The 19,738-nt window shown below is 70.3% G+C and carries 17 protein-coding genes and 1 pseudogene; 12 read left to right on the top strand and 6 right to left on the bottom strand.

Annotated features, from left to right (window positions below; translation table 11 throughout):
* Positions 1-110: 110 nt before the first annotated feature.
* On the top strand, positions 111-1,496 hold the full coding sequence (locus QA861_RS19390; RefSeq protein ID WP_334589591.1) for an NsdA family TPR-like regulatory protein: 1,386 nt from the start codon (positions 111-113) through the stop codon (positions 1,494-1,496).
* Positions 1,497-1,626: 130 nt separating this feature from the next.
* On the top strand, positions 1,627-3,537 hold the full coding sequence (locus QA861_RS19385) for a hypothetical protein (RefSeq protein ID WP_334589590.1): 1,911 nt from the start codon (positions 1,627-1,629) through the stop codon (positions 3,535-3,537).
* Positions 3,538-3,600: 63 nt separating this feature from the next.
* Here QA861_RS19385 and QA861_RS19380 read toward each other — a convergent pair whose 3' ends face one another.
* Positions 3,601-4,908, bottom strand: a complete 1,308-nt coding sequence (locus QA861_RS19380; protein ID WP_334589589.1) for an ABC transporter substrate-binding protein — start codon at positions 4,906-4,908, stop codon at positions 3,601-3,603.
* Positions 4,909-5,025: 117 nt separating this feature from the next.
* On the opposite strand from QA861_RS19380, the gene QA861_RS19375 reads away from it, so the two are divergent.
* Positions 5,026-5,526 (top strand): SCO4402 family protein, encoded by a 501-nt coding sequence (locus QA861_RS19375; RefSeq protein ID WP_334589588.1) that lies wholly within the window; start codon positions 5,026-5,028, stop codon positions 5,524-5,526.
* 138 nt (positions 5,527-5,664) lie between these two features.
* Positions 5,665-6,546 carry a formyltetrahydrofolate deformylase gene (gene purU / locus QA861_RS19370; RefSeq protein WP_334589587.1) on the top strand — a complete coding sequence of 294 codons (882 nt, stop codon included), beginning with the start codon at positions 5,665-5,667 and terminating at the stop codon, positions 6,544-6,546.
* A 114-nt stretch (positions 6,547-6,660) separates the two neighbouring features.
* Here the strand turns inward: purU and QA861_RS19365 are convergent, their stop codons facing one another.
* Positions 6,661-7,305 (bottom strand): dihydrofolate reductase family protein, encoded by a 645-nt coding sequence (locus QA861_RS19365; protein ID WP_334589586.1) that lies wholly within the window; start codon positions 7,303-7,305, stop codon positions 6,661-6,663.
* A 237-nt stretch (positions 7,306-7,542) separates the two neighbouring features.
* On the opposite strand from QA861_RS19365, the gene QA861_RS19360 reads away from it, so the two are divergent.
* From QA861_RS19360 to QA861_RS19350, 3 genes and pseudogenes are all read left to right on the top strand, one after another.
* Positions 7,543-8,238, top strand: coding sequence for a hypothetical protein (locus QA861_RS19360; RefSeq protein WP_334589585.1), 696 nt, complete (start codon positions 7,543-7,545; stop codon positions 8,236-8,238).
* A gap of 527 nt (positions 8,239-8,765) precedes the next feature.
* Positions 8,766-9,494, top strand: coding sequence for an SDR family NAD(P)-dependent oxidoreductase (locus QA861_RS19355; RefSeq protein WP_334589584.1), 729 nt, complete (start codon positions 8,766-8,768; stop codon positions 9,492-9,494).
* Positions 9,487-9,880 (top strand): annotated as a pseudogene (locus QA861_RS19350) (ISAzo13-like element transposase-related protein); the annotation flags it as partial. The gene QA861_RS19355 and the pseudogene QA861_RS19350, both read left to right, overlap by 8 nt.
* Positions 9,881-9,925: 45 nt before the next feature.
* Here the strand turns inward: QA861_RS19350 and QA861_RS19345 are convergent.
* The 3 genes from QA861_RS19345 to QA861_RS19335 all read right to left on the bottom strand — a co-directional run bounded on the left by QA861_RS19345 (position 9,926) and on the right by QA861_RS19335 (position 12,747).
* Positions 9,926-10,510 (bottom strand): 3'-5' exonuclease, encoded by a 585-nt coding sequence (locus QA861_RS19345; protein ID WP_334589583.1) that lies wholly within the window; start codon positions 10,508-10,510, stop codon positions 9,926-9,928.
* A gap of 114 nt (positions 10,511-10,624) precedes the next feature.
* Positions 10,625-12,061, bottom strand: a complete 1,437-nt coding sequence (locus tag QA861_RS19340; protein WP_334589582.1) for a zf-HC2 domain-containing protein — start codon at positions 12,059-12,061, stop codon at positions 10,625-10,627.
* On the bottom strand, positions 12,058-12,747 hold the full coding sequence (locus QA861_RS19335) for a sigma-70 family RNA polymerase sigma factor (RefSeq protein ID WP_334589581.1): 690 nt from the start codon (positions 12,745-12,747) through the stop codon (positions 12,058-12,060). The genes QA861_RS19340 and QA861_RS19335 overlap by 4 nt, the downstream gene beginning before the upstream one ends.
* 394 nt (positions 12,748-13,141) lie before the next feature.
* On the opposite strand from QA861_RS19335, the gene QA861_RS19330 reads away from it, so the two are divergent.
* Both QA861_RS19330 and QA861_RS19325 read left to right on the top strand, forming a co-directional pair.
* Positions 13,142-13,546, top strand: a complete 405-nt coding sequence (locus QA861_RS19330; RefSeq protein ID WP_334589580.1) for an STAS domain-containing protein — start codon at positions 13,142-13,144, stop codon at positions 13,544-13,546.
* A 292-nt stretch (positions 13,547-13,838) separates the two neighbouring features.
* Positions 13,839-14,423, top strand: coding sequence for an EF-hand domain-containing protein (locus QA861_RS19325; protein WP_334589579.1), 585 nt, complete (start codon positions 13,839-13,841; stop codon positions 14,421-14,423).
* Here the strand turns inward: QA861_RS19325 and QA861_RS19320 are convergent.
* On the bottom strand, positions 14,330-15,922 hold the full coding sequence (locus tag QA861_RS19320; protein WP_334589578.1) for a class I adenylate-forming enzyme family protein: 1,593 nt from the start codon (positions 15,920-15,922) through the stop codon (positions 14,330-14,332). The genes QA861_RS19325 and QA861_RS19320 overlap by 94 nt on opposite strands.
* A gap of 185 nt (positions 15,923-16,107) precedes the next feature.
* Here QA861_RS19320 and QA861_RS19315 point away from each other — a divergent pair, with 185 nt between their 5' ends.
* From QA861_RS19315 to QA861_RS19305, 3 genes are read left to right on the top strand one after another with little or no spacing between them, the layout of a single operon-like run.
* The gene (locus QA861_RS19315) at positions 16,108-17,301 is read left to right on the top strand and encodes an amidohydrolase family protein (protein WP_334589577.1); all 1,194 of its coding nucleotides are present in this window, start codon (positions 16,108-16,110) and stop codon (positions 17,299-17,301) included.
* The gene (locus QA861_RS19310; RefSeq protein WP_334589576.1) at positions 17,301-18,437 is read left to right on the top strand and encodes an acyl-CoA dehydrogenase family protein; all 1,137 of its coding nucleotides are present in this window, start codon (positions 17,301-17,303) and stop codon (positions 18,435-18,437) included. The genes QA861_RS19315 and QA861_RS19310 overlap by 1 nt, the downstream gene beginning before the upstream one ends.
* Before the next feature lie 9 nt (positions 18,438-18,446).
* Positions 18,447-19,343: an acyl-CoA dehydrogenase family protein gene (locus QA861_RS19305; RefSeq protein ID WP_334589575.1), complete on the top strand. Its 897-nt coding sequence runs from the start codon at positions 18,447-18,449 to the stop codon at positions 19,341-19,343.
* Positions 19,344-19,738: the final 395 nt, after the last annotated feature.

The following is a 19,738-nucleotide window of genomic DNA, read 5'->3' as shown; positions in this document are numbered from 1 at the left end:
CTTTTCGCCGTACTCGTCCGCTCACCGGGCCGCGTACGGAAGGGGTTCCGGGCACGGAAGACACGTCAACTCGGTGCGTGGCACGGCACCGCAGCCTCAGGGGGTACGCCATGGCCGCAAGGCCTCTCGTCGCGCGGCAGCCGAACGAACGGCTGCAGGCGCTCATCCAGGAAGCGGGCTGCTCGAACGCCGGGCTGGCCCGCCGGGTCAACATGTGCGGCGCGGAGCACGGCCACGATCTGCGGTACGACAAAACGTCCGTGGCCCGTTGGCTGCGCGGACAGCAGCCCCGGGGCCGCGCGCCCGCGATCATCGCCGAGGCCCTCGGCCGCAAACTCGGCCGTACGGTCACGATCGACGAGATCGGCATGGCCAACGGCAAGAACCTCGCCTCGGGCGTCGGGCTCCAGTTCTCCCCGACCGTTCTCGGCGCCATCGAGCAGGTGTGTGAGCTGTGGCGCAGTGACGTGGGCCGGCGGGACTTCCTGTCCGGCTCGTCCGTCGCCGCGTCCGCGCTCGTGGAGCCCAGCCGGGACTGGCTGATCTCGTCCCCCGACTCCCAGGTGGCGCGCCAGGCGGGTCCCCGCGTGGGGCCGTCGGACGTGGCCGCGGTGCGCGCGATGACGCAGGCCCTGACGGACCTGGACCACCAGTTCGGCAGCGGCCACGTGCGTCCGGTCGTCGTGCACTACCTCAACAGCGTCGTCTCCGGGCTGCTGGCGGGCTCGTACCGGGAGGCGGTCGGCCGCGACCTCTTCGCCGCCGTCGCCCGGCTGACCGAACTCGCCGGGTACATGGCCGTCGACACCGGCCAGCCCGGCCTCGCCCAGCGCTACTACATCCAGGCGCTGCGGCTCGCCCAGGCGGCCGGGGACCGGGGGTACGGAGGGTACGTACTCGCCGCCTCCATGAGCCATCTCGCCGCGCAGCTCGGAAACCCGCGGGAGATCGCCCAGCTGGCGCGGGCGGCACAGGAGGGGGCGCGTGGCAGGGTCACCCCGCGCGCGGAGGCGATGTTCCACGCGGCCGAGGCCCGGGGCCACGCCCTGATGGGAGACGCGCGGTCGGCCCAGTTGGCGTCCGCGCGCGCGGTCAACGCGCTGGACGCGGCCGACCCGGAGTCCGGGGACGACCCGGTGTGGATCGCCCACTTCGACGCGGCCTATCTGGCCGACGAGCTGGCGCACTGCCACCGGGACCTCGGCCAGGCCGAGGCGGCGGGCCGGTGCGCGCAGGAGTCGCTGGACGGACACCCCGAGACCCGGGCGCGACGCCGGGCCATCGGACTGGTGCTGCTGGCCACGGCGCAGGTCCAGCAGCGCGAGGTGGAGGAGGCCTGCCACACGGGCCTGCGCGCGGTGGAACTCCTCGGCACCCTGCGCTCCAACCGGGGCGCCGAGTACCTGGAGGACCTCCACATGCGCCTGGAGCCGTTCCGCGAGGAACCCGTGGTCCGGGAGTTCGGGGCTCGGCTGGACCTGCGGGTGGCGGCGTGACAGGAGACACAGCGGGACGCTGAGCGGCTGGTGGGGGACTGGTCCGGTCCTGTGCTGCGTGGAATCGGATTCCGGGGACCCGGTAGCGTTAACCGACGATTCCGAAGGTCCCCCATTAGTAGGAGTCCCGGTGACGCAGAGTGGACAGGGCGAGGAGCCCTCGCCGCGCGTGGCGCGCGAAGGCATCGTGCTGCCCTCCGACGGCGGCGAACCGCTGCTGCCGGGTATGACGGGGGGAAGCGGCGGCAGGCCCGCTCCCACCCCGGCGCTGCCGCCACCCCCGAACCCGAACCCGACCGCCGGTCAGGCCTGGGGACAGCCGTGGGGCCCGGACATGAACCAGGGTCACAGCCAGGCACACGGCCAGGCCCACAGCCAGGGTCACGCGCAACCTCCGGCGGCCGATGACTGGCCGGCGGCCCCTGACGCCCAACAGCACCAGGAGCAGTACCAGTACCAGCACCAACAGTGGGGCGACCAAGGCCAGTTCCAGCCGCAGTCGCAGCAACAGCCCGAGCAGCAGGCGCCGTCAGCCCCGGCGTGGGACAACGACCCGCGCATGTCCGGCGGTTGGGCCCAGCAGCCCGGCTACGACGCCCAGGCGACCCCGGGCGCCCCCCACCCCGTACCGCAGGCCCCCCACGGCGCCGAGTCCGCGCCGCTCCCGCCCGCCGCCGGTGGCCCGCCCATGCCGCAGTACCAGCAGCAGGCCCATCAGCCGCAGTACGGCCAGCAGTACGGGCAGCCGTACGGGCAGTACGGTGGCGCCCCGCTGCCACCCGAGGGCGGTGCGGCCCTCCCGTACGCCGCCGCCGCGCCCGGTGCTCCGCTGCCGCCCGTCGACGACGGCGCGACGCAGTACATCCCGCCCGTTCCCGGCACCCCCGGGCCGGTCGCCGAACCGGCCACCCAGTACCTTCCGCCGGTGACGGCGCACACCCCCGCGCCCCCTCACACGACCCCGCACGCCAACGAGGCGGCGACGCAGTTCCTCCCGCCCGTGGGCCCCGGCGCGATGCCGCCCGAGACGGCCGCCGAGGCGACCGCGTACCTGGGCCGCGTGCCGCAGGCGGCCCCCGGCGGCTCCGACGCCGACGCCACCCAGTACATCCCGCCGGTGCCCGCGGGGCCGTACGGCGGACAGCCGGGCGGCCCCGACGACCGTCAGCCGCCCTCCGACTTCGACAACCTCTTCCGCGGCGGCCCCGGCGCCCCCGGTGCCGAGTCACCGGCCGGCGCCACCCAGCAGATGCCCCGCATCCAGCCCCAGCAGCACCCGCAGCCCGCCCCCGGGCCCTACGGCCAGCAGGCTCCGTACGCCGCCCAGCAGGCCCCGTACGGCTTCCAGGCGGCCGGGGCGCCCGCGCCCCACGACATGGACGACCGCCACGGCGGCCGGGGCGGTGGCGGACGGCGTTCGAAGGTGCCCGTCATCGCGGCCCTCGGGGTCGGCCTCGCCGTGCTCGGGATAGGCGCCGGCGCGCTGCTGAGCAGCGGGGGCGGGAAGAGCGACAACGACGCGGACAACAAGACCGTCGCGGCGACCTCGGCCGCGCCGGAGGGGTCCAAGGCACCGGCCGCCGACCCGGCCAAGGCGCAGGCCGTCGAACTCGACAAGCTCCTCGCCGACAGCAACAACAGCCGCGACACGGTGATCAAGGCCGTGGCGAACGTCAAGTCCTGCAACAACCTGGGCCAGGCGGCCTCGGACCTGCGCGGCGCGGCCCAGCAGCGCGGCGAACTGGTCACCCGGCTCGCGTCACTGTCCGTCGACAAGCTCCCCGAGCACGCCCAGCTCACCGACGCCCTCACCAAGGCGTGGCACGCGTCCCAGTCGGCCGACGAGCACTACGCGGCCTGGGCCGACCAGGTGGCGGGCAAGAACGGCTGCAAGAAGGGCCAGGCCCGTTCGACCGGCCAGACGCAGAAGGGCAACCAGCAGAGCGGCATCGCCACCGGGCAGAAGGCCAAGGCGGCCGAGCTGTGGAACACGATCGCGAAGTCGTACGGCCTGACGGAGCGCCAGTCCACCCAGCTCTGAACCGACTCTGAACCGGCCGTCGGGCACCGGGCGGTCCCTCCTGGAGGGACCGCCCGCCGGTCCTCAGTCCGTCGCGCTCTCCAACAGCTTCGTCGTGTCGACGGAGTTCTTGCGCGCGGCGACGAGGCGGCCGTCGCGGACGACCTGGAGGGTGACCTGCGCGTTGACCAGGCGCGGGAAGCCGACCACCGAGAGCAGATCCTCGAAGCGCCAGCGCAGCGTCGGGGTGAGGCCGCCGGTGGTGACCCGGACACCGTCGTCGAGGGCCCGCCGGACCGTGGTCGAGGACACCTCGCCCTCGCCCAGCGACTCGACGACCGCCTTCAGGACGGTGTACGCGATCCAGGTGGTCTGCACCCCCGCGTCCTGCGGGTCGACGCGGTTGTCGTCGAAGGCCTCCTCGTTGATGACCTTCTTCATCTCGTCCCACCGGGCGTCGCCGGCCACCGGGTACCAGCCGGTGATGTACGAGCCCTCGTACGGGCCCCTCCCGCCCCCGGTCGCGTTGATCACCGTCTGGTCGACGCTGCCGAGGACGGTGGCGGTGCGCACGGCCGGGTAGTCCCCGCGGTCGCGCCGGAAGGAGTCCATGAAGGTGTTCGTACGGTCCCCCAGCGCGGGCACGACACACCCCTCGTGCTCCGTCTCCGTGCCCGCGGTGCCCGCCGTGCGCTCCAGGGCGAGCTTCGTGTGCGTCCCGTACTCGGTGGCGTCCTCGGCGGCCAGCTGGTCCCGCGCCTCGGCGTGGCCGCCCGCCCGCAGCCCGGAGTCGAGGAGCTGCGGCAGCTGGTCGCCCGCGATGGTGTCGGGGCGGATCAGGGCGACGGGCCCGCAGACGGAGGCGAGTTCCTTGCCGAGGCCGGCCAGCAGGGCGGGCGAGCCGCCGTTGACCGGGTAGGACATCGGATTGGTGAACTCGTCGTTGGTGACGCCGTAGCCGCCGATGTAGGGGATTCCGGCGGAGGCCAGCGGGCCCAGGAAGTCGTCGCCGAACTGGCTGTAGGAGCCGACGACCGCGACGACGTCCTCGTCGGCGGCGCGCCGGGCGCACTTCGCGGCGGCCACCCGGTCGTTGTGGTCGTTGCAGGTCAGGACCTTGAGCTTGCGCCCGTTCAGGCCCCCCGTGGAGTTGATCCAGCGCGCGTACGCCTGCGCCATGGCCGGCATACCGGGCTTGTTGGTGGCGTCGGTGTCCTCCGGCGCCCAGGTCATGACGGTGATGTCACCCCCATCGGAACCGGCCGAGGTGCCGGGTACGACCCCGCATCCGGCGGCGAGCGCCGCGCACACGGCCAGCACGCCCATCGAGGTGGGGAGCGACGTGGGGAGTTTGGTGCGGAAGGAGCTGCGGGTGCCTCGCCTGCCGGTCATGGACACGCACGATTCCGTCACACGGCAAACCCGGATGTGACCCTTGGTCGACACGTGGTGACGGGGAGGTGAATTACGGGGGGTGTTGATCTCATTTTCACAGGGACCGTACGATCGATGACCGTGCAAGGTTCGGAAGACTCTTCCCGTCGCGGCCGTCGCTCCCCCACCATGGGCGGCATGCCACTCAACGACATGCCGTGGTGGCGCTGGCGCAGCAATGTGCGCTCCGCGCTGCACATGCTCTCCGATCAGGTGTTCCAGCGAGACGTCTGGCTGGCCGGCGTCGACGGCTACGGGGACGTCACCGACGCCGTGTACCGCCTGGTCGAGGACACCTGGCTGGACAGCTGGTCCGCCGAGAAATACGTCGGCACGATCTTCCGGGACTCCCAGGAAGCCGCCCTCGTCGACACCGCCGTACTCCGCGTCCTGCGGATCATGCACCAGGTCGGCCCGGACGCCCCCGTCTCGGCCTACCTCGACCACGCCGGCTGGCCGGAGGCGGTCCGCGCGGCCCGGGACGCCCATGTGCGCCTCGCGGCGAGCGACGGCGAGGAACCGGACGTGCCGCCGCGCACGCTGGAGGTACTGCGGATACTGACGCGCTCGGCGTAGGCACTCGGCGTAGCGCGCTCGGCGTAGAGCATGGGCGTCTCGTCCGGTCTGTTCAGTTCAGGTGGTCTGTTTCGGCGGTCTGTTCCGGGTGGCGGACGGGAGTCGGCCGTGCCAGGTGGATATGGGACCCTGTCCGGCATGAACGAGCAGTCCAGCCAGGCAGCGCCCCCCGCCGAGCAGTACGTCCTCACTCTCTCGTGCCCCGACAAGCAGGGCATCGTGCACGCCGTGTCGAGCTACCTCTTCATGACCGGCTGCAACATCGAGGACAGCCAGCAGTTCGGCGACCGGGACACGGGACTGTTCTTCATGCGCGTCCACTTCTCGGGCGAGACGCCGGTGACGGTGGACAAGCTGCGCGCGAGCTTCGCGGCGATCGGTGACGCCTTCCACATGGAGTGGCAGATCCACCGGGCCGAGGACCGTATGCGGGTCGTCCTCATGGTCAGCAAGTTCGGCCACTGCCTCAACGACCTCCTCTTCCGCGCCCGCATCGGCGCGCTGCCCGTCGACATCGCGGCGGTCGTCTCCAACCACACGGACTTCGCCGAGCTGGTCGCCTCGTACGACGTCCCCTTCGTCCACATCCCGGTGACGAAGGACACGAAGGCACAGGCCGAGGCGCGACTCCTGGAGCTGGTCCGCGAGGAGAACGTGGAACTGGTCGTCCTGGCCCGCTACATGCAGGTGCTGTCGGACGACCTGTGCAAGGCGCTGAGCGGCCGGATCATCAACATCCACCACTCCTTCCTCCCGAGCTTCAAGGGCGCCAAGCCGTACCACCAGGCCCACGCACGAGGCGTCAAGCTGATCGGCGCGACCGCGCACTACGTCACGGCCGACCTGGACGAGGGCCCGATCATCGAGCAGGAGGTCGAGCGGGTCGCGCACGACGTGACTCCGGACCAGCTGGTGGCCATTGGCCGCGATGTGGAGTGCCAGGCGCTGGCGCGGGCGGTGAAGTGGCACGCGGAGCGCCGGATTCTGCTGAACGGGCGGCGGACGGTGGTATTCGCGTAGGGGCCGCTCGGTCTTCGTCGCACCGCGATCGCGGGGCCTGCCGGACGATTGTGTGTCGGCCGTGGCCCGGCGGATTCACCGCCGACGACACGTACCGCCCGGCGCGGGGCGGTTTCAGGCGGCGTGCCCGACACCGCGATCGGGTGCGCTCATGTCCCCTGTCGCCGGGGTGCCGTCGGCGAGCCCGTAGCGCAGGTACACCGTGCCTTTGGCGCTGGCTACCGGCGGTTCGAGGAGCGTGATGTTCGTGGGCACAGCGCCCTCGTCGAACACCTTCTTGCCGACGCCGAGGACCACCGGGTGCACCCAGAGGTCGAGACGGTCGAACAGCTTCTCGCGCAGCAGGGTCTGCACCAGGTCCAGGCTGCCGACGACCTTCACGTTCTCGTGCCGGTCCCGGATCTCGCGCACCGCGCCGGCCAGATCCGGGCCGAGGTGCGTGGACCCGGCCCACGAGAGGTCGGGCGTGCCACGGGACGCCACATACTTCGGGACGCTGTTGAAGAGCGTGGCGATCTCGTTGTCCTCGCCACCCTTCTGGTGCGGCCAGTACCCGGCGAAGATGTCGTACGTCCGCCGACCGAGCAGAAGAGCGTCCGTGCCCTCGTACGCGGCAAAGATCTGCGCTCCGGCCGCCTCGTCCATCAGCGGCGCCTGCCAGCCGCCGAACGGAAACCCCGCCGGATCCTCCTCGGGCCCACCGGGCGCCTGCCCGACGAGGTCGAGGGTCGCGAACATCTCGATGTGGATGAGGCCCATGACGTACTCCCGGTGAGGGTGAGCTGGCTGTCTCGGTCGGGGGGTAGACCCGGGGGCGCCGGGAAACTCATCGCTGGGGAGGGGCCCGGGTTCGTGCTCGTCGACGGGCTGGTCCGGTGCCTCGGGGGCCGGTGGGGTTTCTGTCGAGTGAGGGCCGTGATCAAGTGGTGAGGTCATAACTCCGTCGGCGAGTGCGTCATGCGTCACGCGTCATGCCGAACCATGAGGTGGGGAACCGTGTCGCGTCGGGTGACTGGGCTGGTGAGCAATGCCGTGGCTGAGTACGAAGCGGTCACTGAACCGTTGCTGCGAAGGGTCTACGTCGGCCTGCGTGAGGACAATCTCGACCCTCGGCAAGTCGTCGCTCTCGCCTGCGCACTGCTCGACTGGTTCCACTGCACCGACGCCATCCTGGAGGTCGTCGAACGGAATCCGGCCGAGGTGCCGCAGCCAGAGATGACAGCCCTGGCCTGGCGCATCCTGGACGACGTGGGTTTCGAGCCGGGTTTCGACCTCGCCCCCGAGCGTTTGGAGACGTTGCGCGATGCGCTGCGGATATTCGCCCGCGATCTGCCCACGCGTGGGATCGAGGGTGAACCGGAGACCGAGGTCCTGGAGGACTGGTTCCCGGTCGGAGCTGGTGTCCGCCTTGCCGACGGTGAAAGGCTCAACTGGGGCGGCCATATCCTGCCGAGCATGTGCGACGACCTGGTCATGGCACTGACCAGTCTGACAATCATGATCCAGGAGAGTCTGCTCGAACGGACCTGGCAGGTCTGGCCGGTGTGCCCCCGACATGACCTCGGCGTCCACGGCTCGGAGCGGGAGCGCGAGGTCGTGTGGTGGTGCGCGGGCGATGGCGGACACATGCTGGCGCCAGTCGGTGAACTCGCACGCTCTCTCGGCCCGTCCTCGCCCCGAGTAGCACGGTAAGGACGAACGGCCCCGAACAGGCCCTCGCTCAGCGCTCCTCCAGCCCAACCCTTCCCTTCGGAGGGACCGCCCTCATCGGGTCACGGCAGGACAATGAGGTGACTCGGCCCTGGGGGAGTCGTCGTGGGAGACGGTCGGCAGAGCGACACGATCTGTATTTGCCCTGGCGGGCTCTCCACGGCGAGGCCGGCGGATTGTGGTTCGGGGTATCCGTTGACACCTCAGTTCAGACCGGTTCGGCCGTCCAGGGCTGGTAGCCGACCTTTCTCCTGTTCCGGGAAGACCCGCATCATGCGCCTCGGCAACTCGATCACGGCGTAGGAAAAGCCTGCTGACGTGAAGTCAGGAGATGCCAGGCACGTCGTGAAGGATGCGGTGACGGATCCGCTGCCGTCTTCTCATCCGTAGCTTCGGACGTGATCAATGCGCTTGCCCATGCCACGTCAGGAGTCAGCCGAGGTCGATCGCGGCACTCGCCTTTCTCGTGACCTTCCCTTCGCCTCGTACAACCCAACTGAGGAGATCGCATGTCCACGATCGCAGACACAACGGTTCTGATAACAGGGGCCAATCGCGGTATCGGACTGGCGCTGGTGGAGGAAGCGTTGAGGAGGGGCGCGAAGCGCGTGTACGCAGGCACGCGTCAGCCCTTCGCCCACCCGGATGAGCGTGTCACGCGCCTGGCTCTGGACGTGACCCAAGCTGCGCAGATACAGGAGGCCGCCGAGAGTGTCGAGTCTCTCGACATCCTCATCAACAACGCAGGCATAGCACTCGCCGACGACTTGAGCGATCGCGCCATGCTCGAACAGCATCTCGCCGTCAACCTTTTTGGTACTCACGACGTGACTCAGGCCTTCCTGCCGCTGCTGACTCGATCCCAGGGTGCCATCGTCAGTATCGCGTCGCTGGCGGCCTGGGCCGCCGTGCCTGCCTCGGCGGGCTACTCGATCTCGAAAGCGGCCGTGTTCTCGCTGTCCCAGTCGTGGCGAGCCCTTCTGTCCGGACGGGGCGTGAGCGTACATACCGTCCTGCCCGGTCCCGTGGACACGGATATGACCCGAGGCTTCGACGAAGTACCGAAGCAGTCTGCCGAGACCGCTGCACGGAAAATCTTCGACGGAGTGGAGAAAGAGGAGGAGGACATATTCCCCGATCCCGTGTCGGAGTCCGTGGCGGAGAGTTGGCGCGGTGGTGCGATCAAGGCCCTCGAGCACCAGTACGCGTTGGCGTACTTGTCGGCGCCTTCAAGTTGAGCGAGGGTCGGGCCCGCTGCCGGGCGGCCGGGCGCGTGCACCGGGCGGAGGCCGCAAACGGACCCAGGCGCCGATCCAGCCCCGCTCAAGGCGTTGTCGGGGTTGGTCGAGCCGAATGAGCGGGGTGATCCGGTGTCGCCGCCGAGGTGGACGACGAAGTCGCTGTTGGACCTGGCCGAGGCGCTGACCCGGCAAGGCACCCGGCGCCCGCACCGGCGGTGGGCCGGGCTGCTGCGGCAGGTGGGCTTCAGCCTGCAGGCGAACGCCAGGACTCTTGAGGGCGCTCAACACCCCGACCGGGATGGCCGGTTCCGCTACATCAACGAGCAGACGAACAGCACCGGGCCGACGGCAAGCCGGTGATCAGCCTGGACACCAAGAAGCGGCGCCGCTTTTTCGGTCGGGTAATTCTGCTGGACCGGGTGAGTGCGTCAAGCGGGGTGTTCGACCGTGGCCGGCCAGAGGCGCCGTCCGGACAGGTGGAGTACGAGGGCCGCGATGTTCCAGGCGTCGTCCTCGCCCCGGTGGTGACGGCCTTCGAGTCGCTGCCCGGCGATCTCCAGGGCCTGTGCCATGCCGGGACGTTTGCGTAGACCGTACGCCTCGGTGAAGACCGCCTTGGCGTTGGTGTGGTGGCGGCCGAAGGGGTAGGGCGTCCGTGTCGCCCGGCACTGGCGGGTGAACTGGTGGCGGTCGTAGTCGCCCCAGCTGACCCACGGTCGGGTTCCCGCACGATGCTCGGCGGCCAGCAGTTGGCACGCCTCGGCGAAGCTGACCCCTTGGTCGACCTCATATTGGGTGAGGCCGGTCAGCTCCGTGCAGAACTCGCTGACCGTGGACCGGACGGGCCGCACCAGAATCCGGTGCCGGGCGAGGCGCTCACCGGCGGCCAGGTCGATGAGGGTCAGTCCGACCTCGATGATCTCGCTGACCGCGCCGGGCGGCTGGGGACCCGTCCAACAGGTCGCTTCAACGTCCACGACGTTGACGAGGTACTTGGTCGAGGTGCTCTCCATGGCGGGAAGCGTAGGGAAGCGCAGCGGCTGGAGCGCGTGGTTTTCGGGGTTGCCCCTACGCCGGCCGACTCTGCTCCGTCCGCACTCCGTCCTCTCCTTCACGGGTCATCCCGTCTACATCCGGCTCAGCGAAGCCGCCGCGAACAGCACATCCCTGATCGCCTCCCGGTCTCCGTCCTGGCCTGCCGCGGCCTCCTCCGGGGAGACGTGGCCCGCCGCCAGTTGGCAGAACTCCGCGCCGTCCAGGGCCACATGGGCGACCTCGTGGGCGGCTGAGGGGAGGGCGGCAGGGGAGTCCAGGGGGATGAACCATTCGCCGCCGCCGGAGCCCTCGATCTCCAGGCGGAGGCTGCGGCCGGGTTCGCCGGCCGGGACCAGGTGGCGGGTCGTCCGGTTCGGGGAAGCCAGGCCTGCCTGGCGGCGGGCGGCCAGGGCTTCCGGGAGCATGCGGGCCGCGAGGTCGATCATGCCGTGGAGGTGGCGCGGGGCCGGCGGTTCATAGGGGTAGTCGACCGCGTCCGCGATGTCCCCCGCATGCACCCAGCACTCGAAGGCGCGGTCCAACATCGCGTCCCGCAACGGCAGTTCGAAGTCGCCGTACGGCACAGGCAGCTTCCCCGAGCCTCCCCCACGCTCGGCTTCGCTCGCGCGGGAGGTACCCCCAACCGCGAACGCCACCGTCCGGACGATGCCGTGGCTCTGCTCCCGCCACGGCGGCCGTACGGACCGGGTCGGCGGGAAGTGCGAGGCACGCCAGTACGCCTCCGTACGGCCCGTCGGAGTCGGGGCCACCGGGGTCTTCTGCTCGCCGGTGAGCGGGTCGTCGAGGCCCAGCGCGACCGCGACCAGGCCGTCCACGCTCAGCAGGTGAGCGATGACACCGGCGACCGTCGTACGGCGTGTCGTCTGCTCGTCGCCCTCGAACCAGCGCAGCCGCACGGGCGCGTGCCACTCCGCGTCGCCGAAGTCCTGCAGCAGGGCGTCGAGGCGGGCGGTCTCGGCGTCGTACGGGGCCGCCCACTCCGGTACCGGGATGCGCGGCGGGCGGCGGTCGAGGCAGCTCTGCAGGACACGGGTGCGCAGGGTCGGATCCAGGTCGAGGGGTTCCGGACGTTGCAACAGCTCGACCGCCTCACGCAGGCGCCGCGCCTCGTCCGCGCAGGCTCCGCATTCCCCGAGGTGCTCCTCGACGGCCAGCGTCTCCTCCGGCGCACACGCGGCCAGCGCCCACGCCCCGAGCAGTGACCTCAGTACGTCGTGTTCCAGGACGAGTGGCGCAGGCGGGACGGGGGGTACCGGAGGCACGGGGGGTACGTCGGGCAGGGGGAGCCCCGTGTCCTCGACCGAGGAGCGCGGCATCGGTATGCGGCGCGTGCCCTCGTCGGGGTCTGATCCCTCGCCGACGAAGCCGCCATCTCCATCGCCATCGCCCTTGCCATCGGCATCGTCCTTGCCGTTGGGGGCGCCGGTGTCGTCGTCGTTGTTCGATCCCTGGGCGCCGTACTCCTCGTACTTCTCCCAGTCCCCGTCCTCGTGACCCGCGCCGCTCACACCGCACCCCCGTATTCGGGGGGTGCCCCTGGTGTGCCGGTGTCGTGGGCCGTGGACAGGAGTTGGAGGCCGAGACGGAGGCGGCGGCGGGCCTCGGCCTCCGTGACACCCAGGTCGGCGGCGGTCTGGCGGTAGTCGCGCCGTTGGAAGTACGCCAGCTCAAGTGCGGCCCGCAACGGGGCGGGCATCGACGTGACGATGTAGTCGGCGCGGGCGGCGACGGAGGCGCGGCGGACCCTGCGTTCCAGTTCCTCCATGGAGCCGGTCGAACCCGTAGAGCCCGTGGAGCCGGTAGACCCCGTGGACCCCGTATAGGCACTGGAGGAAGCCGGTGCTTCCGCATACGTGTCGTTCTGCTCGGCCCGGTCGGCCGGCCCGTCGTGGGCCAGTGCCGCTGCTTCCGTCTGGCGGAGGCGCTGGACCGCGAGGCGGTGGGTCAGGGAGGCCAGCCAGGAACGCAGGGGGCCCTGTTTGGGGTCGTAGGCGTCGGGGTGCTGCCAGACGTGAGCGAAGACCTCGCGGGTGATGCGGTCGGCGGACTGTTCGTCGCCGAGGACCCGGTGGGCCAGGCCGTGTACGAGGGAGGCGAACCGGTCGTACAGCTCACCGAGTGCGGCTGCCTCCCCGCGCGCGAGCCGTTGCTGCATCTTGCGGTCCCAGCGGGGCGGTGTGTCCCTCTTCGGCATGCTGCCCCCTCACCCCCCGTACGTCTCGGTCGCGTCAGTTGTCCCAGTCGTGTCCGTGCCGTGTTCCTGTCCAGGTCCGGTGGACGCCCACCCCTTCCTCGAATGTAGTCGGCCCCTCTGACAGCCCACTCCGCTTTGCGGCATTGTGCGCCCTCCGAAGGCCTCTGGATGGTAGAGAACAGACGGAGACCGACCGGTCGTGACGTAATCTGCACCGCTTTCGATTGCTTTGGATCGCGGGTGACCGAAACAAGCCCCTTGCAAACCGCCTGCAAGTCTCTTGCGGTTCGGGCCGAGCGGATGTGCGGTGTTTGATGACATGGCTGTTGGGCAGCCGCGTCGACAGGAAGCGTAAGTAAAGCTTCCGTTTCTGCCGGACGAGTCGGATAGAGGCGTGATGGTGGCGTTCAAGGTGACCGACGGCGAGCGCGGCGGCTGGACCGTGCTCCAGGTGTCCGGAGAAATGGATCTGGTCACCTCGCCGGAGTTGCGGCAGCGGGTGCACGACGCGGTGGCCGACGGCCGCCACAGCGTCGTCCTCGATCTCTCCGAGGTCGTCTTCTGCGACTCCAGCGGTGTCGGCGTCCTCATCGCCACCCGCCGGCTGCTGCGCTCCTGCCAGGGCCGTCTGCGCCTGATCCTGCCCGCGCAGGGGGCCGCGGAGAGCGCCCACGCCCATCACGTCAACCGGGTCCTCAGCGCGCTGGGGGTCCGTCGCCTCTTCGACGTCTACGCGGATGTCACCACGGCCGCCGACGAGGCTGCCGCTCCGCTCCAGGCGGCCTTCACCCGCGCGTGACCGGCCCCACGCCCTTATGACCGGCTCCCGCGAGTCCACCACCGGCTCCGACGAGTCCACCACCGGCTTCCACGAGTCCACGACCGACCCCCACGGGCGCACGACCAGGCCCCCGCGCGCGTGACGCCGTTGTCGCGGAATTTACCCAGTCTCGGTACAGGTGTCGTTTTCCTGCTCCGGCGGTCACCCGCGCGTCGTACGCTCCGTGCGGGAAGACGACCCAAGACCTGGACCCAAGACCTCGACCCAGGACACCGGCGTAGGACGCAGACGTAAGGCAGGCCCGACAGACATGGTCAGCTCCGAGTACGGACGGAAGATCGCCGCCCGGTTCGCCACCTTCGACCAGGACGGCAACGGCTACATCGACCGTGCGGACTTCAGCGTGGCGGCCAAGGCGCTGCTCGCCGAGTTCGGCACCCCCGCCCGGTCCGACAAGGGCCAGGCCCTCTACAGCGGTGCCGAGGCCTTCTGGCAGGGCATGGCAGGGATGGCGGACCGGGACGGCGACCAGCGGATCACCCGCGACGAGTTCGTGAACGGCGCCGTGAAGCGGCTGCACGACAGCCCCGGCCGGTTCGCCGAGATCGCGCGGCCCTTCCTGCACGCGGCCCTGGCTGTCGCGGACCGGGACGGCGACGGCGCGGCGACCCTCGAAGACACCGAACGCGTTCTCAAGGCGCTCGGTGTGCGCGAGGACATCGCAGCCATGGCCGCCGCGACCCTCGACACCGACGCGGACGGCAAAGTCGGCGAGACGGAGATCGTCGACGCGCTGGCCCGCTACTTCGACGTCTCCGACTCGGACGAGGGCTTGGGCGAGGGTTCGGACACAGGCTCGGGTACAAGCTCGGACACGGGCGCCGGCTCCGAATAGCGTTCGCGCAGCTTGTACTTGAGCACCTTCCGCAGGGCGTCGTTGCGCGGAAGGGCGTCCACCAGCTCCAGCCGCTCCGGCAGCTTGTGCACGGACAGCCCTTCCGACCGCAGGTACGACGTCAGCTCGGCGAGGGTCAACTCACCGGCGCCCTGTGCCTGTTCCACCACCGCGCAGACCAACTCCCCGCGCTCCGCGTCCGGCAGCCCCACCACCGCCACATCGCCCACCCCCGGATGCGTGTGCAGCAGGTCCTCGATCTCCTTCGCCGAGATGTTCTCGCCCTTGCGGATGATGACGTCCTTGAGTCGCCCGGTGAGCACCAAGTGCCCGCTCCCGGTGAGGAATCCCAGGTCGCCGGTGCGCAGAAAGCCGTCCTCGTCGAAGGCCTCGGCAGTCTGCGCGGGGTCCAGATAGCCCTGGCACACGGCCTCGCCCCGCAGCCGCACCTCGCCCTCCACCACCCGTATCTCCATTCCCGCCGGCGGACGCCCCTCCGTCGTCGCCAGGTTGCCGACCGTGTCGTCCGGCGCCCCCATGGTGATCATCGGCACCTCGGTCATCCCGTACCCGTGGGTGAGCTGAACGCCCATCTCGCGTACGACGGAGTGGTAGACCTCCGGCGGCTTCGGCGCCCCGCCGCCCGCCAGCAGTCGCAGGGAGGGGATCACCGGAGCGCCCGGCTGCTTGCGCTGCTCGGCGAGGAACATGGAGTAGAAGGCCGTGGACCCGCCGGCCACCGTGACGCCGTGCTTGCGGTAGCCCTCCAGCGCGTCCGGCAGCGCGAACTGCTCGAACATCACCGCCGGGAACCCGTACAGCAGGAGCATCACCGTGTAGTCGGGGCCGGCGATATGGGCGTACGGGAAGGCCATCGAGCCGACGTCCGACTCGGTGAGCCGCAGCGCGTGCGCGAGACACGAGCCGCCCGCGATGAGTGAACGGTCCGTGTGGAGCACCCCCTTGGGGTCGGAGGTCGTGCCCGAGGTCCAGTAGATCCAGCGGACCGAGGTGCCGTCGGCGGCGGGGGGCGGCAGCGACGACGGGTCTCCGTCGGGGAGTTCGTCGCTGTCGTACGCGCGGAAGACGCCCTTCGCGCCGAGCCGCCGTGCCATCTCCGTGTGGTCGAAGCCGCGCCAAACCCCCGGCACCGCGAAGAACTCCGCCTTCGACTCCCGTAGCGCGAAGCCCACTTCGCGGTCCCGGTAGAAGGGGATGACGGGCGACTGCACGGCGCCCAGACGGGCCAGCGCGAAGGAGAGCAGGGCGGTCTCGATACGGGTGGGCAGCTGCCAGGCGACGACCGTGCCGGGGCGTACGCCCATGTCGTACAGGCCGGCCGCCACCCGTTCGGAGCGGGCGTGGAGTCCGCCGAAGGTGAGGGCGCGGTCGTCCTGGAGGAAGACCGGTCGGTCGGGGGTGAGTTCGGCGCGCCGGGCCACCAGTTCCCAGAGGGTACGGGCCGAACTCAGGGCGTGTGCGGTGTCGACGACGTTCACATTGCCCCCAGTTACCAGTGCCAGTTGCCAGCTGACCGGAAGGTGTTCTGACGACCAGTCAGATTGTCCCGGGAGCGTAGGGCCTGGCGCCTTGTCGGTCCATAGGCGCGGGACTAACCTTCTAGAGGCATAGAACTGACGGACCGTCAGATAAGCAACACCGGCTGGCCAGGCGGAGGGGACCCATGACCGAACTGCCCCGCATCATCAGCGTCGACGACCACGTGATCGAACCCGCGCACCTCTTCGAGACCTGGCTGCCGGCCAAGTACCGGGACAGGGGGCCGAAGCCCTTCACCGCCGGAATCGGCGAACTCGCCTATGTGGGCGGCAAGTACCGGATCACGACCGACCCCGACGGCCCGGTCACCGACTGGTGGCAGTACGAGGACCTGCAGTTCCCCTACAAGCGGATCATCGCGGCCGTCGGATTCTCCCGGGACGAGATGACCCTCGACGGCATCACCCGCGAGCAGATGCGGCGCGGCTGCTGGGACCCGAAGGCCCGGCTCGCGGACATGGACCTCAACCATGTCGAGGGCTCCCTCTGCTTCCCCACCTTCCCCCGGTTCTGCGGCCAGACCTTCGCCGAGGCGCAGGACAAGGAGGTCGCGCTGGCCTGCGTGCGCGCCTACAACGACTGGATGGTGGAGGAGTGGTGCGGTGACAGCGGCGGCCGGCTGATCCCGCTGTGCCTGATCCCGCTGTGGGACGTCGAGTTGGCGGTCGCGGAGATCCGGCGCAACGCCGAACGCGGGGTGCGGGCGGTGACGTTCTCGGAGATCCCGACGTACCTCGGGCTGCCGTCGATCCACTCCGGCTACTGGGACCCGTTCTTCGCGGTGTGCGAGGAGACCGGCACGGTCGTCAACATGCACATCGGCAGCAGCAGCCAGATGCCCGCCGCCTCCCCGGACGCACCGCCCGCCGTCCAGGCCTCGCTGAGCTTCAACAACGCGATGGCCTCGATGATGGACTTCCTCTTCTCCGGCGTGCTGGTGAAGTTCCCGACGCTCAAACTCGCCTACAGCGAAGGCCAGATGGGCTGGATCCCGTACGCCCTGGAACGCGCCGACGACGTGTGGCAGGAGCACCGCGCGTGGGGCGGGGTGCGGGATCTGATTCCGGAGCCGCCCTCGACGTACTACTACCGGCAGATCTTCTGCTGCTTCTTCCGCGACAAGCACGGGGTCGCCTCGATCGACGTCGTCGGCCGCGACAACGCCACCTTCGAGACCGACTACCCGCACGTCGACTCGACCTTCCCGCACACCAAGGAGGTCGCCCTCGACCATGTGAAGGGCCTCGACGACGAGACCGTCTACAAGCTGATGCGCGGCAACGCCATCCGCATGCTCGGCCTCGACCTGGACAAGTAGTGGACCTCGCCGACACCCCCCAAGAAGCGGAATTCCGGACGCGGTTGAGGGAGTGGCTGGGCAGGGCTCTCCCCTCGCTGCCGGCGAAGCCCTCGCCCGACGACTGGCCCGGGCGGCGGGCGTACGACCTGGGCTGGCAGCGGACGCTGTACGACGCCGGGTACGGCGAGGTCCACTGGGGCGCCGACCCAGCCGTACGGATGATCTTCCTGGAGGAGACGGAGAAGGCCGGCGCGCCCTATGTGGGGGCGAACTTCGTGGGGTTGCTGCACGCAGGGCCGACCGTCGCCGCCGAGGGGAGTGACGAACAGCGGGCGCGCTGGCTGCCGCCGGTGCTGCGCGGTGAGGAGGTCTGGTGCCAGGGGTTCAGTGAGCCGGACGCCGGTTCGGACCTCGCGGCGCTGCGCACCCGCGGGCGGCGCGACGGCGACCACTACGTGGTCAGCGGTTCCAAGATCTGGACCTCGCACGCCGAAGTCGCCGACTGGTGCGAGCTGTTGGTGCGGACCGACCCGGCCGCGCCCAAGCATCGCGGGATCACCTGGCTGGCCATGCCCATGGACGCGCCGGGCATCACCGTACGGCCGCTGCGCACGCTCGCGGGGTCGAACGAGTTCGCCGAGGTCTTCCTCGACGAGGTCCGGGTGCCCGTCGCCAACCGGGTCGGCGAGGAGAACGACGGCTGGCGCGTGACCATGGTGACCCTGTCCTTCGAGCGCGGCACGGCGTTCGTGGGGGAGGTGGTGGCCTGCCGCCGGGTGCTGGGCGAACTCGCCCTGGCGGCACGGGAGAACGGCCGCTGGGACGATCCCGTGCTTCGCCGTCGGCTCGGGCGGCTGAACGCCGAGTTCCGGGCGTTGTGGCGGCTGACCCAGTGGAACGTGAGCGAGGCGAGCGAGGGCGTGCCCGGGGTCGGCGGGTCGGTCTTCAAGCTGCGGTACTCGCATGCCCGGCAGGAGCTGTACGAGGCGGCCGCCGAGGTGCTGGGAGGGGAGGGTGGCACGGCACTGGATCTCGAACAGCCCTGGCTGCTCGACCGGTTGTCCTCGCTGTCGTACACCATCGCCGCCGGCACCTCCCAGATCCAGCACAGCATCGTGGCCGAACGCGTTCTCGGACTGCCGAAAGGACGGTGACATTCGCCCATGCGCTTCCAACTCACCGAGGACCAGCGGGCGTTGCGGGCAGGTGTACGAGGGCTGCTGGCGGCGCGGTTCGGACGCGAGCGGCTGCGGGCGACCATGGACGTCGCCGACGGACCCGAGCTGGACCGGGGGCTGTGGCGTGAGCTGGGGGACGCCGGGTTCTTCTCGCTGAGGCTGCCGGAGGAGGCGGGCGGGGTCGGACTCGGGCTGCCCGAGGCGGTGTTGGCGTTCGAGGAGGCGGGGCGCGTACTGCTGCCCGGGCCGCTGATCGCCACGCATCTCGCGGCGGGGGAGGTCCCGGGGGCGGCGACGGGAGAGGCGGTGGTGACCGGCGTGGACGGTGGCGGGGTGGTGGAGTGGCTGGAGGCGGCCGACGTCGTTCGAGGCGACGCGGCCGGCGCGCTGCGGATGCGCTCGGTGGATCCGCTGACGCCCCTGCACAGAGCCGGGGAGCCGGACGCCGGCGACCGTGCGGACGTACTCCTGACGTCTCTTCTCACCGCCGCCGAGCAGCTCGGCACCGCCGCCCGGGTGGGTGAGCTGGCCGTGCAACACGCGCGGACCCGTGAGCAGTTCGGGCGGCCGATCGGGGCCTTTCAGGCGGTGCAGCACCTGTGTGCCGGGATGCTGGTGCGCGTGGAGGTGGCGCGGGCGGCGGTGTACGCGGCTGCCGTCACCGTCGATCCGGCGGACATCGCGGCGGCCCGGCTGCTCGCCGACGAGGCCGCGGTGCGCGGCGCCCGCGACTGCCTTCAGGTACACGGCGGGATGGGCTTCACCTGGGAGTCGGACGTCCAGCTGTATCTGAAGCGGGCCTGGGTACGGGCCCGGCGACCAGGTGCGGTGACGGAGTGTGAGGAGTTGCTCGCCGCCGCGTTACTGTCCGAGGCGCTGTGACCGGCGGTCGGACCGGCGTTGGCCGGATTGATGTCGCCGATCGTGGCGCGATCGAACCGTGACCGACCTGTTGTGAGATCACTCAGCGTCGATACCGGGTTGTGTCCTTCGCGGGACTCGTCACGGCCCGGAGTCGCGTGTTCCCTCCGGTACCTTCTGTGACATGCGAGTGGTTCCGAGGTCGAGCCATCCCGGTGTCGCCCCTGAGGTGGCCCCGGAATCGGCGGTGCGCGCCGCTCGCGCGGCGGGTCGCCGTCTCCAGCTCGTCTGTTCGACTTCGCGCGGCGAGCGTCGCACAGTATGCCGCAGGCGTACTCCTTCGCGTTGGAATATGCCCGAAGCGCTTGTTGGCGTGACTGTACGTCAACCATGCTTTCTCGTAAGGGACTCACGTT

The sequence above is a fragment of the Streptomyces sp. B21-083 genome (genome assembly GCF_036898825.1).
In the GTDB taxonomy this organism is placed as follows: Bacteria; Actinomycetota; Actinomycetes; order Streptomycetales; family Streptomycetaceae; genus Streptomyces.
Note: the sequence above shows the minus strand (reverse complement) of the source record. Positions and strands in the feature narration are given on the sequence as shown.